The following is a 16368-nucleotide window of genomic DNA, read 5'->3' on the forward strand; positions in this document are numbered from 1 at the left end:
TATTATAACGAAAAAAACAAAAAATGTCTATTATAACAGACATTTATAAAAATTGCCGTTATAATAGACATTGAATCGTTTGAAAGCTTATTTCACTTTTTCTTCTTCGTAGTCGCCATTGCTACATACGACTTGTTTGCCGCCACCACGAACTTTTTTCTCAACTAAGTAGTGGCCACATTTTGGACAATCCCGACCGATCGGCTTATCCCAAGAGGTAAATTCACACTCTGGGTAGCGATTGCATCCATAGAAGATACGGTTGCGCTTGGTTTTGCGTTCGATGATTTGTCCCTGATGACACTCAGGACACTCCACGCCGATTTCTTTGACAATGGCCTGGGTATGACGACAATCTGGGAAATTGCTACAAGCATAGAACTTTCCAAAACGTCCTAATTTAATCACCATCGGGCTTCCACAAACTTCACAATCAAAACCAGCTGGTTCGTCTTTAATTTGGATTTTTTCCATCTCTTCTTCAGCCTTTGCGACCTCTTTAGAAAATGGTTTGTAGAAAGCATCGATGACCTTTTGCCACTCTTCCTTTCCAAGTTCGACATCATCGAGTTTCCCTTCCATCTCCGCTGTGAAGGTCACGTTGACAATATCTGGGAAGAATTCAACGATCAGTTTATTGACGATCTCCCCTAATTCTGTTGGTTCAAAGCGTTTGGCTACCAGCTTCACATAATAACGTTTTTGAATGGTCTCAATCGTCGGTGCATAGGTTGAAGGACGGCCAACACCGTTCTCTTCCAAGGTCTTAATCAAAGTCGCTTCAGAATATCGAGCAGGTGGTTGGGTAAAGTGTTGCTCAGGCTTGCTATTGACTTGCTTAACAATATCGCCTTCTACCATATCCGGCAACATCTTGTTCTTATCTGAGTCGTTATAAATAGCCAAATAACCATCAAACTTCACCTGGCTCCCATTTGCCGTATACTGAACCCCATTTTGACCTAAACGGACATTCATGGTATCAAAGACAGCTGCTGTCATTTGACTAGCTACAAAGCGGTTCCAAATCAATGTGTAGAGTTTTAATTGATCTTTGTCCAAGTATTTAGCAATGCTTTCAGGTGTATTGAAGACGCTGGATGGACGGATCGCCTCGTGGGCATCTTGGGCACCAGAAGCATTCTTCACACGGCTTCCATGCTTGGAATATTTCTCACCAAAGCGATCCACGATAAAGTTAGCCGCCTCATTTTGCGCAACTGGACTGATCCGTGTAGAATCAGTACGCATATAGGTAATCAAACCTTGAACACCAGAACCAATATTGATTCCTTCATACAACTGCTGGGCGACCATCATGGTCTTACGTGTACGGAAGTTGATCTTATTGGCAGCATCCATCTGCATGGAAGAGGTGGTGTATGGAAGTGGCGCATTCCGACGACGTTCTTTCTTTTCAACTTTTTCAACGGTAAAATCTTTGCCATCTAAGTGTTCAAGAACAGCTTTCACCTCTTCATTGGTGTTGAGCTTCATCTTCTTGCCATCAATCCCATAGAAGCTAGCTTGGAATTGCTTAGTCCCTTTTTTAAAGACACCATCAATGGTCCAGTATTCTTCCGGCTTGAAATCATTAATCTCATTTTCACGATCAATGATTAACTTGAGGGCAACTGATTGCACGCGCCCTGCAGAAAGTCCTTTTTTAACCTTTTTCCAAAGAATAGGCGAAATGGAATACCCTACAATCCGGTCCAAGACCCGACGTGCTTGTTGGGCATCGACCAAGTCCATATCGATTTGGCGCGGTTCTTTAAAGGCATTTTTAACAGCATCCTTGGTGATTTCGTTAAAGACCACACGGTTTTTTTCTTTGGCATCCAAGTTCAAAATATGCGCTAAATGCCAAGAAATAGCTTCTCCCTCGCGGTCCGGGTCACTTGCGAGAAAGACTTGTTTGGCTTTTTTAGCTTCTTTTTTCAAATCATTGATCAAGGGACCTTTTCCGCGAATATTGATATACTCCGGTTCATAGTTATTGTCGAAGTCGATCGACATCGTAGATTTTTTCAGGTCCCGAATGTGGCCAACACTGGCCATGACTTTGTAGTTACGACCAAGGTATTTCTCGATTGTTTTGGCCTTCGCAGGAGACTCCACAATCACCAAATTTTTCTTGGTTGTACTGCTTTTCTTTTTTGTTACCACGTTTTATCCCTCTGTATTGTATAAATCTCATTGAGTTTAATACATTTTAAGAAAGATGTCAACTAGGAACTTCTCCTATAGGAAAATCACAATTTGTATTTCAATTCATCAAGAATGTCCTGGCCTGAGGTGACAAGTTTTGCGCCTTCTTGAATCAGGTGATGGCAGCCTGCAGATTTACCATCTAAAATATTTCCTGGAATAGCAAAAACGTCTCGGCCTTCTTCCATAGCACGCTCACAAGTAATCAAACTCCCTGAACGGAGTCGAGCCTCTGCTACAATCACTGCCTGACAGAGACCTGCAATGATGCGATTTCTCTCAGGAAAATGAAACTTAAGAGGGGCCTGCCCTGGTCCATACTCACTCAAGATCAGATGGTGTTCCCCCATATGTGCCTGCAGTCTTTGATTGCTCTTAGGATAAGAGACATCCAGTCCTGTTCCAATCACTCCGATGGTCTTGCCACCATTGCGGATACTGGCATAATGAGCTGTCGCATCAATCCCCTTAGCAAGTCCACTAACAATGACCAGTTCATTTCCAAGTTCCTTAATTATCTTCTCTACAGAACGAACCCCTTCTCGCGTGGTCTCGCGAGCTCCAACAACTGCAATCTTCGGTTTGCTTAACAGTTGCAAATCCCCTTGGTAAAAAAGGAGTACAGGAGGATTGAAGATCTGTAGCAATTCCTCAGGGTATTCAGGATCAAAAATGGATAGAGATGGGAACCGTTCAAACTCCTTGTGTAAATGCTCTTCATCCAGCTGCCGGTATTTGTCTACAAAATGAATAATACTGCGACAGCGAGCGATCCTTGCTATCTCTTCTAAGCTTGGTAAGGCTTGGTCTTTCCTACAGTAGTCCAAAACTCTCAAGACTTGCTCATTTGATAAACCAGCTTCTTTTAATTTAAAGATTTCAAATTTCTCCATGGTCACCTTCTACTTCCTCTCACTTATTTATTCGAAAAAGAATGGAAAAAAAGCTCTATTTCTAGAACTTTTTTTGATATGTAGAAGAATAAAAGTAAGATGCGGCACCAATCAAGTTGCTTTCATTATGGAAGCGAGCCGCTTGGATCGGCAAGGCCTCAAATTGTTTATGCCCTTTTTGAGAGAGTAGGTTATGGTATTGTCGACTGATCTCATCGATCAGTAGCGGTTGGCTACTAATGCCCCCTCCAATTGTCACCTTCTCAAGCAGGAGCAATGATTGAAGATTAAAAATCAGAATAGCAATATCATGACAATACTCCCGAAACAAGGATTTCAGCTCCTCATGGCCTCCTTGATCAAGAGCCTTGAAAACGGCTATACCATCTGCCTTTTCTAGGTTTAAGATGTGACTAGCCTTCTCAACAAATTGAACAGCTGAACCGGTGTTTTCCAAAAGATTGGAAATACCTTGCAAAAAGAGTTCACGATGAAAGCGGCGATTTTCTGGTGTTCTTTCTGCCTTATCAATAGACCGAATGTATTCTGTCAGTTGCCATCCTCTCAATAGATCACCGTTAGAAAGAAGAGCAAGGCCGACTCCTGTCCCTAAGACCAAGGTCGCACCGCAAGAACAATCTTTTAGATTACCAAGCCTTGCTTCTGCTAGACCAGCGGCTTCTCCATCATTGAGAACAGTGACGGGTACTTGAAATGTTTGTTCGAGTCTACTTGCTAGAGGAATGCCGCGCAAATATGGAATGAGACCACCTCGAAAGACAAAGCCAAGGCTCTTTTGGATCTCACCGGGGCATGAAATGGCGATTCCCTCGATTTCTTCCCTTACGGGTGTAACGATTTCTTCTAATCCTTGCCAAAACTCCTCAATCGTAGGTGGTGTTGGGATCTTGTCTGTATGAACCAATTGATAGTCTGCGTCCATCAGACCGTACTTTATAAAGGTACCACCGATGTCGATAGTGAATAGCATAACCTAATCCTCACACATTGATTTGACGGGTTCAAACGAACGCCGATGGATAGGGGTCACTCCCAGCTGGTCGAGGCCAGCCAGATGCTTAGCTGTCCCATAGCCAGCGTTCTGTGCAAAATCATAACCCGGATATTCTCGATCAAAGTCTTCCATCATCTGATCCCGAGTCACCTTGGCTACAATAGAGGCAGCAGCAATGGATAAGGAGTTAGCATCCCCTTTGATGATACTAGTTTGGGAAATAGGAAGATCTAACTTCATAGCATCAATCAAAAGATGCTGGGGTTGAGGCTCTAGCTGACCAATGGCTTCCATCATGGCTAGCTTCGTAGCTTCATAGATATTAACCTGATCAATCACGTGATTGTCCTTGACGCCGACTCCGATCGCAATGGCGTTTTGGAGCACAGCCTCATAGATTTCCTTGTGTTTGGCTTTTGGAATCTTTTTACTATCGTTGAGCCCTGGAATCTTACAAGCTTTCGGCAAGATCACGGCAGCTGCAACAACTGGCCCTGCTAACGGGCCACGTCCCACTTCGTCTACTCCTGCAATGAGGTGAATCCCTTGAGTATAAAGTTCTTTTTCATAGGCTAGCATTTTTTCCAAACGCAAATCTTCGTCCACTTGTTTTTGGAGTTCGCGTTTTCGTTTGCTGATAGCCGCTTGAACGCCTGCTCGACCATCAAGGATCAACTCTTCAAATAAGGGATGATCTAGCTCGTCAATCATTGCCAAACGCTCTTTAACTTCTTTAATCGTTGACATCTATTTCACCTACGCGATCCAGCGTATACCGTCCCAATTTCCCATCGCGAACATCTTTGACAAAGAGTTGGTAAAAACGGTCGTAATCCTCTCGAAAGCCTAATTTCTGGGTCATCTCCATAATGATTTCAGGAGCTTCTTGTTCCAGATCCATTTGTTTAAAACGTTCTTGCAAAACAGCTGGATAATGCTCTTTAAAATAGTTAAGGCCAAAAATGGTCACTTCATCCATTGGAAGCAACTGATCCTTGATGGCGCCTGTTAAAGCAAGTTTTAAGGCCACTTCTTCATCTTCAAACTTGGGCCAGAGAATCCCTGGGGTATCCAAGATTTCAAGGTCTTTATTGGTTTTCAACCATTGTTGCCCCTTGGTCACCCCTGGTTTATTTCCAACAACAGCAATCTTTTTCCCCGCTAAGCGGTTCATCAGAGTTGATTTCCCGGCATTAGGAATCCCGATAATCATGGTCCGAAGGGTTTCAATCTGAATACCTCGTTCCTTCTGACGGGCAATTTTATCGGCCATCAAAGACTTAGCAGCATCTGTGACCTTCTTAACCGTAGATTGCTCTTTGGAGTTGATAGCCAAGGTTTTGATGCCTTGAGACTCAAAATAGTCCTGCCATTCTTTTGTTGCCACAGGATCTGCCAAGTCTACCTTGTTCAAAATCATTAATTTAGGCTTATCACCAACAATTTTGGTTAACATAGGATTTTGGCTTGATAGGGGCAAACGAGCATCTACCAGAACCGTCACAAAATCCACGAATTTTAAATTTTCTTGTACTTGTCTTCTAGCTTTGGACATGTGTCCAGGAAACCATTGAATAGTTGCCATGTTCTCCATTCCTTTCCAGTTCAATCTCTTCTATTATACCATGTTTTCTTGAATTCTCAGCCTTAAACGAGAATACAAAAAATGAAGCTACCTAGGTAACTTCATTTTTCTTCTATTCTGTCCAATTTATCAACGATTTCAATTGATTGTCCATTGTATAAGTATAGGTGTCGATATTTCTAGTAAAGTAGTTCTTCAAGTCATTCTCATCAGACATGCTTTGGAAATCGTACTTCTTAGCATTTTTCTCAAAGGTTTGAATGGTTTTTCCAGGTTTTTTATGAACGTTGGCTTTTCCATGGTTTTCGACCTGTTCAATAACCGCTATCTTGGAAATGACAAAATAACTTGTTTTTGATTTACCATAAGATGTATCGGTAATAGAGTATACATAGACCAATTGAGGGATTTTGGAATCAAATGTACCTCCCCAATCAACTCCATCTTTGATTGCCGCAAAAGCCATCCCTTCAAATTTTGGAAGGTCTTTATAATTGCGGTCAGCTGCATAAGCCTTTGCTGCATCCTCTACATTCTTAGAGATGGCTTCTTGTGTATCCTTATCCACTTTTGACAAGGAAGTCACATAAGCCCCTTCCTCAAAATCAGCCAAGGTGACCTTGTATTTCTTACTGTCTTTTCCTTTCTCAACAGTTTTACCTTGTTCTTTCAATGCATTTTTACCACTTTCATTGAGACGAATCTCAATTTCATCTCCAACTGCAATAGGATCATTACTTGATACTTCTTTACCGTTCAGATAATAATCAAATGGGAAGCCATAGTTAGCGGTTGCTTTTGCAATAATTTCTAGATCTTTTCCTTCAAATTGAGATGGTTTTGATAAACTTCCATTTGGAGAAATGCCCTTGATCTTTGGATAAAACCCTTTAAAGGGATCAATACCTACAAGCGGGATAAGATCCGCCTCCTTAGTTACAGATGTACCAGTAAAGTGAAGGCCAGGTATCATGTCTTCAAGATCATTTTTATCGTAAAGTAATTTGACCGTAATTTTATCATGATTATTTAGGTTCTTGCGATCTTTTACATCGATCAGTTCATCCCCTTTATAAACACTAAATTCTACTTTTGAAACTAGCTGATCGATATTGTAGTTTGAACTCTCAGTATTCAAGCCTTCCGCTTCTAACTTCTTCTTGATATCCCGGTCTAATTTTTCCTTGTTCAAACTAGGCGACTTCTCAACAATAGATCCTTCACCATCAGTTCCTTTAATTTCCAGATTCACATAATCTTCTAAATTAATGGTGTCACTGCTACCACGATTTAATAAGAAATAACTTGCAAGAGAAATTACAGTAAGAAGGGCAAAAATCCCTAGTAAAATTCCTATCATGTTTCTTTTGTTTTTTTTAGGTGCTGGGGATTGAGTTGGACTTGGCCCTAATTGCACTGTCTTTGGTTGAAACGCAACAGCTTTTGGTTCAGCTTGGGTAGCTACTTGAACTTTAGCTCCACACTTAGAACAAAATGCATCACCGGCATTAATAGGTGCCTGGCAATTGGTACAGTTTTTCATAAATCATCTCCTTATTGTTTATCGAGCGTCCTTACGGACAGAAGTCAATACGAGGGAAGTTGCGACTATAAATAGAGCGGCAAAAGCAAGCAAGGCTCCCCAATTTCCAAGAATCGCAAGTAGATCATAAGCATAGGTTCCTACCCCATCTTTTTGATAAACTTGCCAGTCAGTATGACCTTGAGACGGGACCATATTGTTCATGTTTGCAATCCGAAAGAAGGCAGTTGTTCCCCATCTCGTAATGGTCGCGTGTGAGATCCACACTAAAAATGGAATTTTTTCATCCAAGGATTGGAGAAAATTTGAAAACAGCAATTGAACCATCAATACTAGCGGCATGGCTGTCATCGCTTGAGATGATTTTTTTACAAAAGCTGAAATCAATAAGGCCAACATATCCGAAGTAAAGATGACTAAAAACAATGTGATCCCCAAAAGGAATATCTGGCTACCGTTTCCTTGGATACGTGGATAGCGCACAACAATGGTTCCAATCATTAAGATCGCTTCCGCAAAACAGAGAACCAACTCTGTCAGCACGCGCGCCGTCACATAGGAAGGCAAGGACAAGCCTTTAATTTGGTACTCAAACTTGATGACTTTACGCTCGTTACAAATACTGGTCACTGAATTAAAGAGACCAATCCAGAGTGCTGCAGAAATAAACATAATGGAAGAAGTTCTCGTAATATGGTATTTATCAAAAACTTCATTGGCATTAAAAGCGATCGAAATGATGAAAGGAAGAAGAATCGCTTCTAACACAAAAAACAGAGATTTTTTATTGAGAAGGAGTCGAAGGAATTTTCTAAAATAAATCGAGACTTGCTTCTTATCCAGCATGGCCACCTCTCCTTTCATTTTCAAACCATTGAACATATTGGTCAACAAGAGCTGCATTTTCAGCACCTGAAATTTTATGGACGATTTCTTCCAAACTCTGAGCAGCAAAAACTTTCAGCGCATTGTCTACGGAGCCAAAGTAACACAGTCTCCCACAGCCTTCCGAGCTCTTTCCGACCACCATGACCTTGTCAAAGAGATGACGAATACGATCGGGCGTATGCGTGATGACACATAAGATCTTTCCTTCATCTGTAATCTCTCTCAATGTGGTCATGACCTCCATGACCATGCTCCCATCAACACCGGAATCCGGTTCATCCATAAAGAGGATTTCAGGGCGCGTGATGTATTCCATGGCAATCGTGAGTTTTTTCTTTTGTCCGCCAGATAGAGAAGAACACTTGGATCCTTTGACAGATTCTAAATCCAGCTTTTTCAGAACAGATAGCACTTCTTCTTTACGAAGTTCAGGATTGTCTGCTAATTCAGATGGACCGTAGAGCTTTGCTGCATCTTCTAGATTCTTATAGACCGTGTCTTCCATTCGGTAATGCTCGTCAGGGGATTGAGGAGCCAGGGTGATGACCCCTTGTTTCTTCCCATCGTTTAACAAATCAACCCCATTAAAATAAGCACTGGTATTTGAATGAACAAGTCCTGTCACTGCTTCCATAAAGGTAGATTTTCCAGCACCTGATCCACCCAGAATTAAGATCATTTCCTTGGGTTTAAATTCCACCTGAATATCCTTGAGGATGGTTTTACGGTTTAAGAGAGTTCCGACTGTTACATCTTGAATAGCAATCGTTAGTGATGAATGAGAAAAGTTCTGACGATCCCTCGGTGAAACGGATGGGTCTGCAGTTGCTGCCTGAAGATCTTGGTAAATAATCTGATCTCCTAATTGGACAACCAACTGATTCGATAAGACTGCACAATCAATCCTAGCAAGCGAGGATAGATCCATCGGAAAAGCATCTTTTGCAATGGTCTTCCATTCTAGAGATTTCATTTCAACAATGATGAATTTTGAGCGAAAAACATGGCCGTCGGCGTCACAAAGATGGATAATGGAACGATGATTTAATATAACACGTTGATTTTTCGGATAGGTGACACCATCCACCTCGATCATCCCAGACAAACATTCAAGAAACCATTGACCGTTTAAAAAATGGAAAACAGCTTTAGAAGGGGACTGAAAATCATCAGCCAGATGCAAATCTGCCTGACTTCCTTGAGAAATACCATCAACGCTCAATCCATCAAAAAGTGGAATAGCTGTAAAATCCTGATTGAGATAGGTATAGATGGTTGGGTTTTGCATACATGTAAACCTTTCGAAATAAACTAATTGGCTAGACAGTCAAAACCACCCTATAAGGGTGGTTCAAAACGATAGCTCTACCTAGCGAGCACTACTCTAGCTTAGCGAATTTGCTCAAAATGCAAATGCACGGCGATGTGATCACCATAGCCGCTCCGTTCCAAATCACGTTGCAAGCGATAAGAAATGTAGTGTTCTGCAATGGTAATATAACCAGCACCAAGTAAGCGGTGCTCAACCATTGACTGGATCATGCTGATCGTCGCACGTTCCACTTTAGCTTCTTCCAAATCCATGGCAACTTTCTTGGTCACTTGCGCCAAGTTTTGGCGAAGATCATCCGTCAAGACATAAACTGTTTGTGCTGCCTTCAAAACAGCTTGATAGATTTTATCTGGGTCAAATTCTACAACTTCACCACTACGTTTAATGACTTCCATCTTATTCTCCTTGATTATCAATATACTTCTATTATCTTAATAAATAGGGGATTTGTCAAGAATCTAAGACATCAATAATCCGGGCGAAGAACTCCCGTAATGATCTCTTTAGTAGCATGGTAATCCCCATCTACTACAACCTTGATAATGCGCTTCGCTTCTTCTGCCGGTGCTGGCACCAATGGCAAACGGGTTGGCCCTGCTTCAAAGCCCATATAGTTTAAGACAGCTTTGACAGGAGCTGGACTCGGATATGAGAAGAGAGCGTTGACTTTAGGGATAAATTGACGTTGGATGGCTGCAGCCTTTTTAATATCATTGTGTTCAATGGCTTGGAACATCTCATGCATTTCATCTCCATTTGTATGAGAAGCCACTGAGATCACTCCATCTGCCCCAAGGTTCATCGCGTGGAAAGCATCCCCATCTTCCCCTGTATAGACGAGAAATTCTTCTGGCTTGTGTTCAATCAAATAGGCCATATTAGCCAGGGTTGTACACTCTTTGACCCCAATGATATTTGGGTGTTCTGCCAAACGAAGCATGGTTTCAGGCGTCATTTCCACAACCACGCGTCCAGGAATATTGTAGATAATAATCGGAAGATTAGATGCATCCGCAATCGCTTTAAAGTGTTGATACATTCCTTCTTGGGATGGTTTATTGTAGTAAGGGACGATAGCCAATCCTGCTGCAAAGCCACCAAAAGCATCCACTTCTTTAACGAACTCAATCGAGTCGCGGGTTTCATTGGTTCCGACACCAGCGATCAAAGGGACCCGTCCATTGACAATCTTTTGAACAGCCGCAAAGAGTTGTAATTCCTCATCGTGGGTCAGAGTTGGACTTTCTGCAGTCGTTCCAGCTAAGAGAATCCCATCTGTATGATGTGCCAAGAGGTGCTCGATCAAGGCAGGAAGAGCGTCAAAATTAATGGTTCCATCTTCATGGAAGGGAGTGATAAATGCAGTGATGATTTTACAATCTTTTAAATCATTATAAGACATAGAAAAACCTTTCTCTATATAAGAAAGAGGCTGGGGCATGCTTGCCTTTGCCTCATGATCTGTTCATAAAACAAGTTGATTCGCTAAAAAGATGAGAAAGAAATCAAACTCTTCGAGTTACTGATTTCTGTTTCGCTCTCTACTTCAACTCAAATTTCAATTCAGCTGTTGGACGTACGAGTCCACGTTCGTGAAGGGTTTCTGCGATTTGGACTGAGTTCCAAGCAGCTCCTTTAAGGAGGTTATCTGAAACAACCCACATGTGGATTCCTTTTTCAGCATCCAAGTCTTTACGAATCCGCCCAACGAAAGTATCGCGTGAACCGACCGCATTAACGGCTTGTGGGTAGATTTGGTGAGCAACATCGTCTTCAAGGACTGCACCTGGGAATTCTGCAATAGCAGCTTTCACTTCGTCAATTGGTGCCACTTCTTTTGTTTCAATGTAGACTGACTCTGAGTGAGCTGACAAGACTGGAATCCGCACACAAGTTGCTGAAACGGCAATGCTATCATTTTCCATGATTTTCTTAGTCTCGTTCGTCATCTTCATTTCTTCATAAGTATAGTCATTTTCTGTGAAGACGTCGATTTGTGGAAGAGCGTTGAAGGCGATTGGATAGTGTTTCTTATCTCCACCTGAAGGTAAGATTTCTGCTTTAACATCACGTGGATTAACTCCATCATTTAAGACTTCTTTCAACTCACGTTGGGTTTCAAGAATAGCTCCCATACCAGCACCTGAAACAGCTTGGTAAGTAGATACGATGATACGGTCCAAGCCCCATTTTTGACGGACTGGTTCAAGAGCTACCATCATTTGAATGGTTGAACAGTTTGGACAAGAGATGATTCCGTTATGAGCATCAAGAGCATGTGCATTCACTTCAGGAACAACCAATGGGACATCCGGATTTTGACGGAAATAAGAAGTGTTATCAACCACTACTGCGCCTGCTTTTACCGCATAAGGTGCATATTTGGCAGATGTTGAACCACCAGCTGAGAAGAGAGCAATATCAACCCCTTCAAAAGCATCTTCAGTCGTTTCTTCGATGGTCACGTCTTGCCCTTTAAATTGCAAGACTTTTCCTGCAGAACGTGCAGACGCAAGGTAGCGAATCTTATCGATTGGAAGAGTAGATTCTTCCAACATTATGATCATTTGAGCACCAACGGCACCTGTAGCACCGACAACAGCAACTGTGTATCCCATAGTAAATCCTCTTTCAAAATTTTCTAAAAATTGAGTATTTGTACTATTATACAATTTTTTGGCATAAATGAAAAGTACCAACAGTAGGAAAAAATCCTGATTCTAAGACCAGGATTTTTAATGGTTATTTATCATAAAAGATCTTTAATTCAGGTCATAGTTCAAATCACTTAAATCTTTCTTACCTTGTGTTTCTTCAGCAAGAAATGGAACTTGATGGATCCCCTTTACACCTGCTACGATAGACGCTGGAAAGGAAACAATTTCTTGATTGATGTGGCTGACATTACTGTTAACAATTCGCTTCGCTGCAGCAAGATCTTCATTTTCGTCAGCAATTTCCTTTTGTAAGGTCAAGAATTGGTTAGAAGACAAGAGCTCTGGATAGTTTTCACCGACTGCACGAATTTGTGCCAAGACATCATTTTGATTGGTAATAACTTGGTTGGATTCTTGGATAGATGCTCCTTGACGTAAAGCAACTAAATCAGTGAAAATCTGTTGTTCATGTTTGGCATAGGCTTTGGCTACTTTTAGCATTTCCGAAATGGTATCATAGCGTTTTACAAGGACGATATCAACGGTTCTCTTTGATTCTTCAATGGTCACTAGATAGCGATTGAGACGATTTCCTACACTAATAAACCAAATAGCCAATAGGGCAACAAATATGATTAAGCCGATAATGAGATTCATGATGCTTCTCCTTCAAAAATTGCTGTTATTTCTTTAATTAAAGCTAGTTCTCTGCATAATTTATGATATTCAGATACCAAAGATAGTTGATCAATATCTTCCGGTTTTTGGGGCGTCGGAAAGATATAGCGATCGGTATACAAAGAAATAAATAGTTTCTTGTCTTTCAAAAATACACACATGGCATTTTGAGAAATTTGTCGATCAAACCATTCTAACATCTTAGGGGTGAGAAATTTTCGGGCAGACAGTTCATCCGTGCAGTAAATATTGTAATTCTCGTTATTGCGAATATCCTCTGTTTCAATCTGAACTTCATCTCCTCTGGCTCCAGGATAAACCCCATTCACCTCCCTCTTAAAAAGAAAGGATTTCTTGGTTGGCACAACCCGAAGATGACCGGAGAAATTGATCGGTAGACATAAAGAGAACACTTGTCCAAGGAAATCTGTAACTTCTACATGTTCCGTCCTCGTATGTCCATTAGATGTCCGATAACGAGTCTCCGTATGATGGGCATAGAGATTTGACACCGTTAGCTCTTTGTCATCATGAAACGATAGTTCTTTGAAACATAGAAAATCAGTCGACCGAGGACATAAATGCGAGAGAGCTTCAGAAGGGATGGAACCGTCCTCTTTGATCGAAGCTCGAGGAAAAACTTCCTTTAATACAGGCGAAAGGATATCATCAAGATAGATCTCATCGTTCGAACGAATTCGATCCCCAAACAAGGCTTTTCGTTTTTTATATTGTGGCCAATAATACAAACCAACAACTAAAAGGATCAAAGGAATAGCTGCAAAACGCAATAAAATGAGAGACAGTATGGCGCAAATAATACCAAAGGATCGCAAAACATTCCACTTAAGATTGTTCTTCATCTGTTCTCGGATCAATCCGATGGCATCCTGAAATTGTTTAGAGTTTTCAAGCTCCTCAATTTTATGCGAATAGTCTGTAGATGCTGAATCATTAGACTGATAGAAATCTCCCAATCAACTCCACTCCTTTCTGACCTAGGCACTTTACTATATTATAACACCAACATAACTTTGTAGCAACTGTATTATAATAGTTTTCGGTTCTTTGAGGAAACAAAAAAATCCTGATCCGAAGACCAGGATTCGAGGCACCTTTCGGTGAGAACAGCAGGTTCACACAACTGTTCAAGGTCCGCTCCTGCGTTACAATTGAATGTAGACCTCCTCAGCGCAAAAGGCTCCAAAGGAGCCAATCGACTCATCGCATGAATCTAGTTTACCATGAACATCCACAAACTGTCAAGAAGGTAAGTACTTGCTTCCTTCCCGAATGCTTAATGGTGACAACTGATCTCGATAGCGGTCGATAAAGGCCCCTACCCAATCCGGATTGACCTTGGAATAGTTGCGTAAGCTCCAGCCAATTGCCTTATTTATAAAGAACTCGCTTTGACCTAGATTATTGAGGATCACTTTTTCTAACAAATCCGTATCTGTTTTTTCTTTCCTCATAAGCTGGTGATCAATGGCAATCCGCCTCAACCAAAAGTCCTGATCCCTACTCCAATCCAGCATAACCTGTTTGGTTTCTGGAAATGTGAAAGTAATCTCTCCGATGATGCGGTCCAACTGATCAATACTATCCCACCAGGACTTGGTTTGAGCCAATTCCTTTAGCTTTGGAAAATCTTCAGGTCTAAGCTCCTTCTTCTTTTTATCCAGATAATCCATAGCAATATATTGAAACTCACGGTAAGGTTGCTGCCAACACTCTTCCACAAAAGTCCAATCAATTGGATCCTTTATGAAGGGTTTAAAAAACTCTCTTTCAATCTTTTTGAGAATTGGTTTTTGAACGCCAAGAAAGCTGAATTTATTTTTCATATAAGCTTCCATTGCTGAGACTTTCGCTGGATCAGCTTGGTTTTCTAACAATTTCAAAAGAATTTTTGTATCCATATGATTCCTCCTTTTTTACATCAAAGGTCCAATCAAAGAAAAAAGATAGCCACCCAGACGATGAACCATAGGTATTTTTGATAAACTTTCTAAAGTGACTTCCTCTGAGAGAGCCTGGGTTTTCTCAAAATCTTCTTCAATCTTAAGCACTTCCAGATTTTTGTAGAGATAAACCCCATCTTCAAAATTTTGATAGAGGCTTCGGTAGTCTGTATTAATGGTTCCTACCACAGCTTGTTGGCTATCAGAAACATAAACCTTAGCATGGACAAAGCCTGGGGTATAACGGAAAATACGGACGCCAGCATCCAAGAGGGCTTTAAAATAGTTCGTCGCAATATCAAAGGCATACTGTTTATCTGGAATCCCTGGCATAATAATCCGAACATCTACTCCTCGTTTGGCCGCGAAAGTCATAGCTCTAACCAATTCGTCATCCAAGATCAGATACGGCGTCATGATGTGAACATAATCGGTCGATGTATTCAGTAAATGAAGATAAACATCCTCAGCCACCTTATGATAAGTCAATGGTGAATTGCCATAAGGAAGAACCAAGCCCTGGCTCTTTCTTTGTTGAGGTTTTTCTTGTAGATAGCGCTCCATATCCGCTTTGTCTTCTATTCCGGTCACTGTCCACATGGTCAAAAAGAGAGCTTTTAGCGTTTGAACTGCTGAACCATCTAATCGAAGGGCCGTATCCTTCCAATGACCAAAGCGTTCTAGTTTATTGACATACTCATCAGCGATATTAACGCCACCAGTATAAGCAACTTGACCATCAATTACTGTAATCTTTCGATGGTCTCGGTAATTGTAATAGGTTGATAGAATAGGCTTGACTGGTGAGAAGGCCTGAGCTTTAATGCCAACCTTGTGCAATCGCTCGATATAATCGTAGGACAAGGTAGTCATCTCATTCATCCCATCAAACATGACACGAACATCCAGACCTGCCTTGGCCTTCTCCTCTAAAATGGCTAAAATCTCACCCCACATGATACCTTCGTCAATGATGAAATATTCCATGAAGATATAACGCTCCGCCTTTTTCAAATCCTCCAACAAGGCTGGAAGCATGTCATCTCCAAGTGGAAAATAGGTAACCTCTGTGTCTCTGTAGATAGGAAACTGTGCTGGACTATGCTCCAAAAAATAAGCTAATCTCTGTAATTGGCGATCACTTTGGGATAAATAATCAGCAACTTCTGGATCGGTGCTTAGATAGTCGGATGCCTGCACTGTAGCATCCTCAAGCCGCTTCTTCAAGCGTCTCACACCCAACTCAGCTAACGAAAAGTAAAGCAGAGCCGTCCCAAAAATTGGAAAGAGGGCAATGATAATCACCCAGGACAATTTGGAACGAGAATCCATAGAACGATTGAGCAAGTAAAAGAAAGTAAAGACACTCAACAAGTGTTCCCATAAGATAATGGATGGAAAATGCTCTTGTAGGCTGAGATATGAAATGACAAGAAAGGCCAATTCCAGTAAGAAGAACAGGAGAATAGGAACCTTTCGGTTAAGTAGAATTTTAGCCCATCTGGAGGGCTTTTGGGGTAACAGTCTAGCACTGCTTACTTGAGTCATATAGGCTCCTTTCATGTAGGGGAGACCATCACAACTTTCCGATCTCTTTCAGT

15 protein-coding genes are annotated in these 16368 nt (G+C 41.3%); all 15 read right to left on the bottom strand.

From position 1 onward, the window contains the following. Positions 1 to 87: 87 nt before the first annotated feature. The 15 genes from topA to cls all read right to left on the bottom strand — a co-directional run bounded on the left by topA (position 88) and on the right by cls (position 16315). Positions 88 to 2169, bottom strand: coding sequence for a type I DNA topoisomerase (gene topA / locus HMPREF2918_RS05640; RefSeq protein WP_070594822.1), 2082 nt, complete (start codon positions 2167 to 2169; stop codon positions 88 to 90). Between the two features lie 86 nt (positions 2170 to 2255). Then, positions 2256 to 3104, bottom strand: a complete 849-nt coding sequence (gene dprA, locus HMPREF2918_RS05645; RefSeq protein WP_070594823.1) for a DNA-processing protein DprA — start codon at positions 3102 to 3104, stop codon at positions 2256 to 2258. A 61-nt stretch (positions 3105 to 3165) separates the two neighbouring features. Next, the gene (locus tag HMPREF2918_RS05650; protein ID WP_070594824.1) at positions 3166 to 4095 is read right to left on the bottom strand and encodes an ROK family protein; all 930 of its coding nucleotides are present in this window, start codon (positions 4093 to 4095) and stop codon (positions 3166 to 3168) included. A 3-nt stretch (positions 4096 to 4098) separates the two neighbouring features. Next, entirely contained in the window at positions 4099 to 4866 is a 768-nt protein-coding gene (locus HMPREF2918_RS05655; protein ID WP_070594825.1) for a ribonuclease HII, read from the bottom strand. Then, positions 4853 to 5704: a ribosome biogenesis GTPase YlqF gene (gene ylqF, locus HMPREF2918_RS05660; RefSeq protein ID WP_070594826.1), complete on the bottom strand. Its 852-nt coding sequence runs from the start codon at positions 5702 to 5704 to the stop codon at positions 4853 to 4855. Before ylqF ends, HMPREF2918_RS05655 begins: the two co-directional genes overlap by 14 nt. A 112-nt stretch (positions 5705 to 5816) precedes the next feature. Continuing rightward, entirely contained in the window at positions 5817 to 7247 is a 1431-nt protein-coding gene (locus tag HMPREF2918_RS05665; protein ID WP_070594827.1) for a zinc-ribbon domain-containing protein, read from the bottom strand. Positions 7248 to 7265: 18 nt separating this feature from the next. After that, positions 7266 to 8093 carry an ABC transporter permease gene (locus tag HMPREF2918_RS05670; RefSeq protein WP_070594828.1) on the bottom strand — a complete coding sequence of 276 codons (828 nt, stop codon included), beginning with the start codon at positions 8091 to 8093 and terminating at the stop codon, positions 7266 to 7268. Further along, complete coding sequence (locus HMPREF2918_RS05675) at positions 8083 to 9423, bottom strand: ATP-binding cassette domain-containing protein (RefSeq protein WP_070594829.1); 1341 nt, start codon at positions 9421 to 9423, stop codon at positions 8083 to 8085. The genes HMPREF2918_RS05670 and HMPREF2918_RS05675 overlap by 11 nt, the downstream gene beginning before the upstream one ends. A 101-nt stretch (positions 9424 to 9524) precedes the next feature. Beyond that, positions 9525 to 9863 (bottom strand): ATP cone domain-containing protein, encoded by a 339-nt coding sequence (locus HMPREF2918_RS05680; protein WP_070594830.1) that lies wholly within the window; start codon positions 9861 to 9863, stop codon positions 9525 to 9527. A 71-nt stretch (positions 9864 to 9934) separates the two neighbouring features. Next, positions 9935 to 10870: a 4-hydroxy-tetrahydrodipicolinate synthase gene (dapA, locus tag HMPREF2918_RS05685; RefSeq protein WP_049483556.1), complete on the bottom strand. Its 936-nt coding sequence runs from the start codon at positions 10868 to 10870 to the stop codon at positions 9935 to 9937. A 139-nt stretch (positions 10871 to 11009) separates the two neighbouring features. Next, on the bottom strand, positions 11010 to 12086 hold the full coding sequence (locus HMPREF2918_RS05690; RefSeq protein ID WP_070594831.1) for an aspartate-semialdehyde dehydrogenase: 1077 nt from the start codon (positions 12084 to 12086) through the stop codon (positions 11010 to 11012). Between the two features lie 144 nt (positions 12087 to 12230). Then, the gene (locus HMPREF2918_RS05695; RefSeq protein WP_070594832.1) at positions 12231 to 12782 is read right to left on the bottom strand and encodes a LemA family protein; all 552 of its coding nucleotides are present in this window, start codon (positions 12780 to 12782) and stop codon (positions 12231 to 12233) included. Beyond that, entirely contained in the window at positions 12779 to 13780 is a 1002-nt protein-coding gene (locus HMPREF2918_RS05700; protein WP_070594833.1) for a DUF3137 domain-containing protein, read from the bottom strand. Before HMPREF2918_RS05700 ends, HMPREF2918_RS05695 begins: the two co-directional genes overlap by 4 nt. Before the next feature lie 285 nt (positions 13781 to 14065). Continuing rightward, positions 14066 to 14725, bottom strand: coding sequence for a DNA alkylation repair protein (locus HMPREF2918_RS05705; protein WP_070594834.1), 660 nt, complete (start codon positions 14723 to 14725; stop codon positions 14066 to 14068). Between the two features lie 15 nt (positions 14726 to 14740). Next, a complete protein-coding gene (gene cls, locus HMPREF2918_RS05710) occupies positions 14741 to 16315 on the bottom strand; it encodes a cardiolipin synthase (RefSeq protein WP_070595080.1) in 1575 nt (524 codons plus the stop codon). Positions 16316 to 16368 lie beyond the last annotated feature (53 nt).

Source organism: Streptococcus sp. HMSC065C01 (assembly GCF_001813525.1).
In the GTDB taxonomy this organism is placed as follows: domain Bacteria; phylum Bacillota; class Bacilli; order Lactobacillales; family Streptococcaceae; genus Streptococcus; species Streptococcus parasanguinis_V.

Excerpts from the sequence above, each read along its gene's own strand:
- HMPREF2918_RS05675 (WP_070594829.1), bottom strand. The coding sequence starts at position 9,423 with ATGCAAAACCCAACCATCTATACCTATCTCAATCAGGATTTTACAGCT.
- cls (WP_070595080.1), bottom strand. The coding sequence starts at position 16,315 with ATGACTCAAGTAAGCAGTGCTAGACTGTTACCCCAAAAGCCCTCCAGA.
- HMPREF2918_RS05670 (WP_070594828.1), bottom strand. The coding sequence starts at position 8,093 with ATGCTGGATAAGAAGCAAGTCTCGATTTATTTTAGAAAATTCCTTCGA.
- HMPREF2918_RS05665 (WP_070594827.1), bottom strand. The coding sequence starts at position 7,247 with ATGAAAAACTGTACCAATTGCCAGGCACCTATTAATGCCGGTGATGCA.
- HMPREF2918_RS05705 (WP_070594834.1), bottom strand. The coding sequence starts at position 14,725 with ATGGATACAAAAATTCTTTTGAAATTGTTAGAAAACCAAGCTGATCCA.
- HMPREF2918_RS05650 (WP_070594824.1), bottom strand. The coding sequence starts at position 4,095 with ATGCTATTCACTATCGACATCGGTGGTACCTTTATAAAGTACGGTCTG.
- HMPREF2918_RS05690 (WP_070594831.1), bottom strand. The coding sequence starts at position 12,086 with ATGGGATACACAGTTGCTGTTGTCGGTGCTACAGGTGCCGTTGGTGCT.
- HMPREF2918_RS05680 (WP_070594830.1), bottom strand. The coding sequence starts at position 9,863 with ATGGAAGTCATTAAACGTAGTGGTGAAGTTGTAGAATTTGACCCAGAT.
- HMPREF2918_RS05695 (WP_070594832.1), bottom strand. The coding sequence starts at position 12,782 with ATGAATCTCATTATCGGCTTAATCATATTTGTTGCCCTATTGGCTATT.
- dapA (WP_049483556.1), bottom strand. The coding sequence starts at position 10,870 with ATGTCTTATAATGATTTAAAAGATTGTAAAATCATCACTGCATTTATC.
- HMPREF2918_RS05655 (WP_070594825.1), bottom strand. The coding sequence starts at position 4,866 with ATGTCAACGATTAAAGAAGTTAAAGAGCGTTTGGCAATGATTGACGAG.
- dprA (WP_070594823.1), bottom strand. The coding sequence starts at position 3,104 with ATGGAGAAATTTGAAATCTTTAAATTAAAAGAAGCTGGTTTATCAAAT.
- ylqF (WP_070594826.1), bottom strand. The coding sequence starts at position 5,704 with ATGGCAACTATTCAATGGTTTCCTGGACACATGTCCAAAGCTAGAAGA.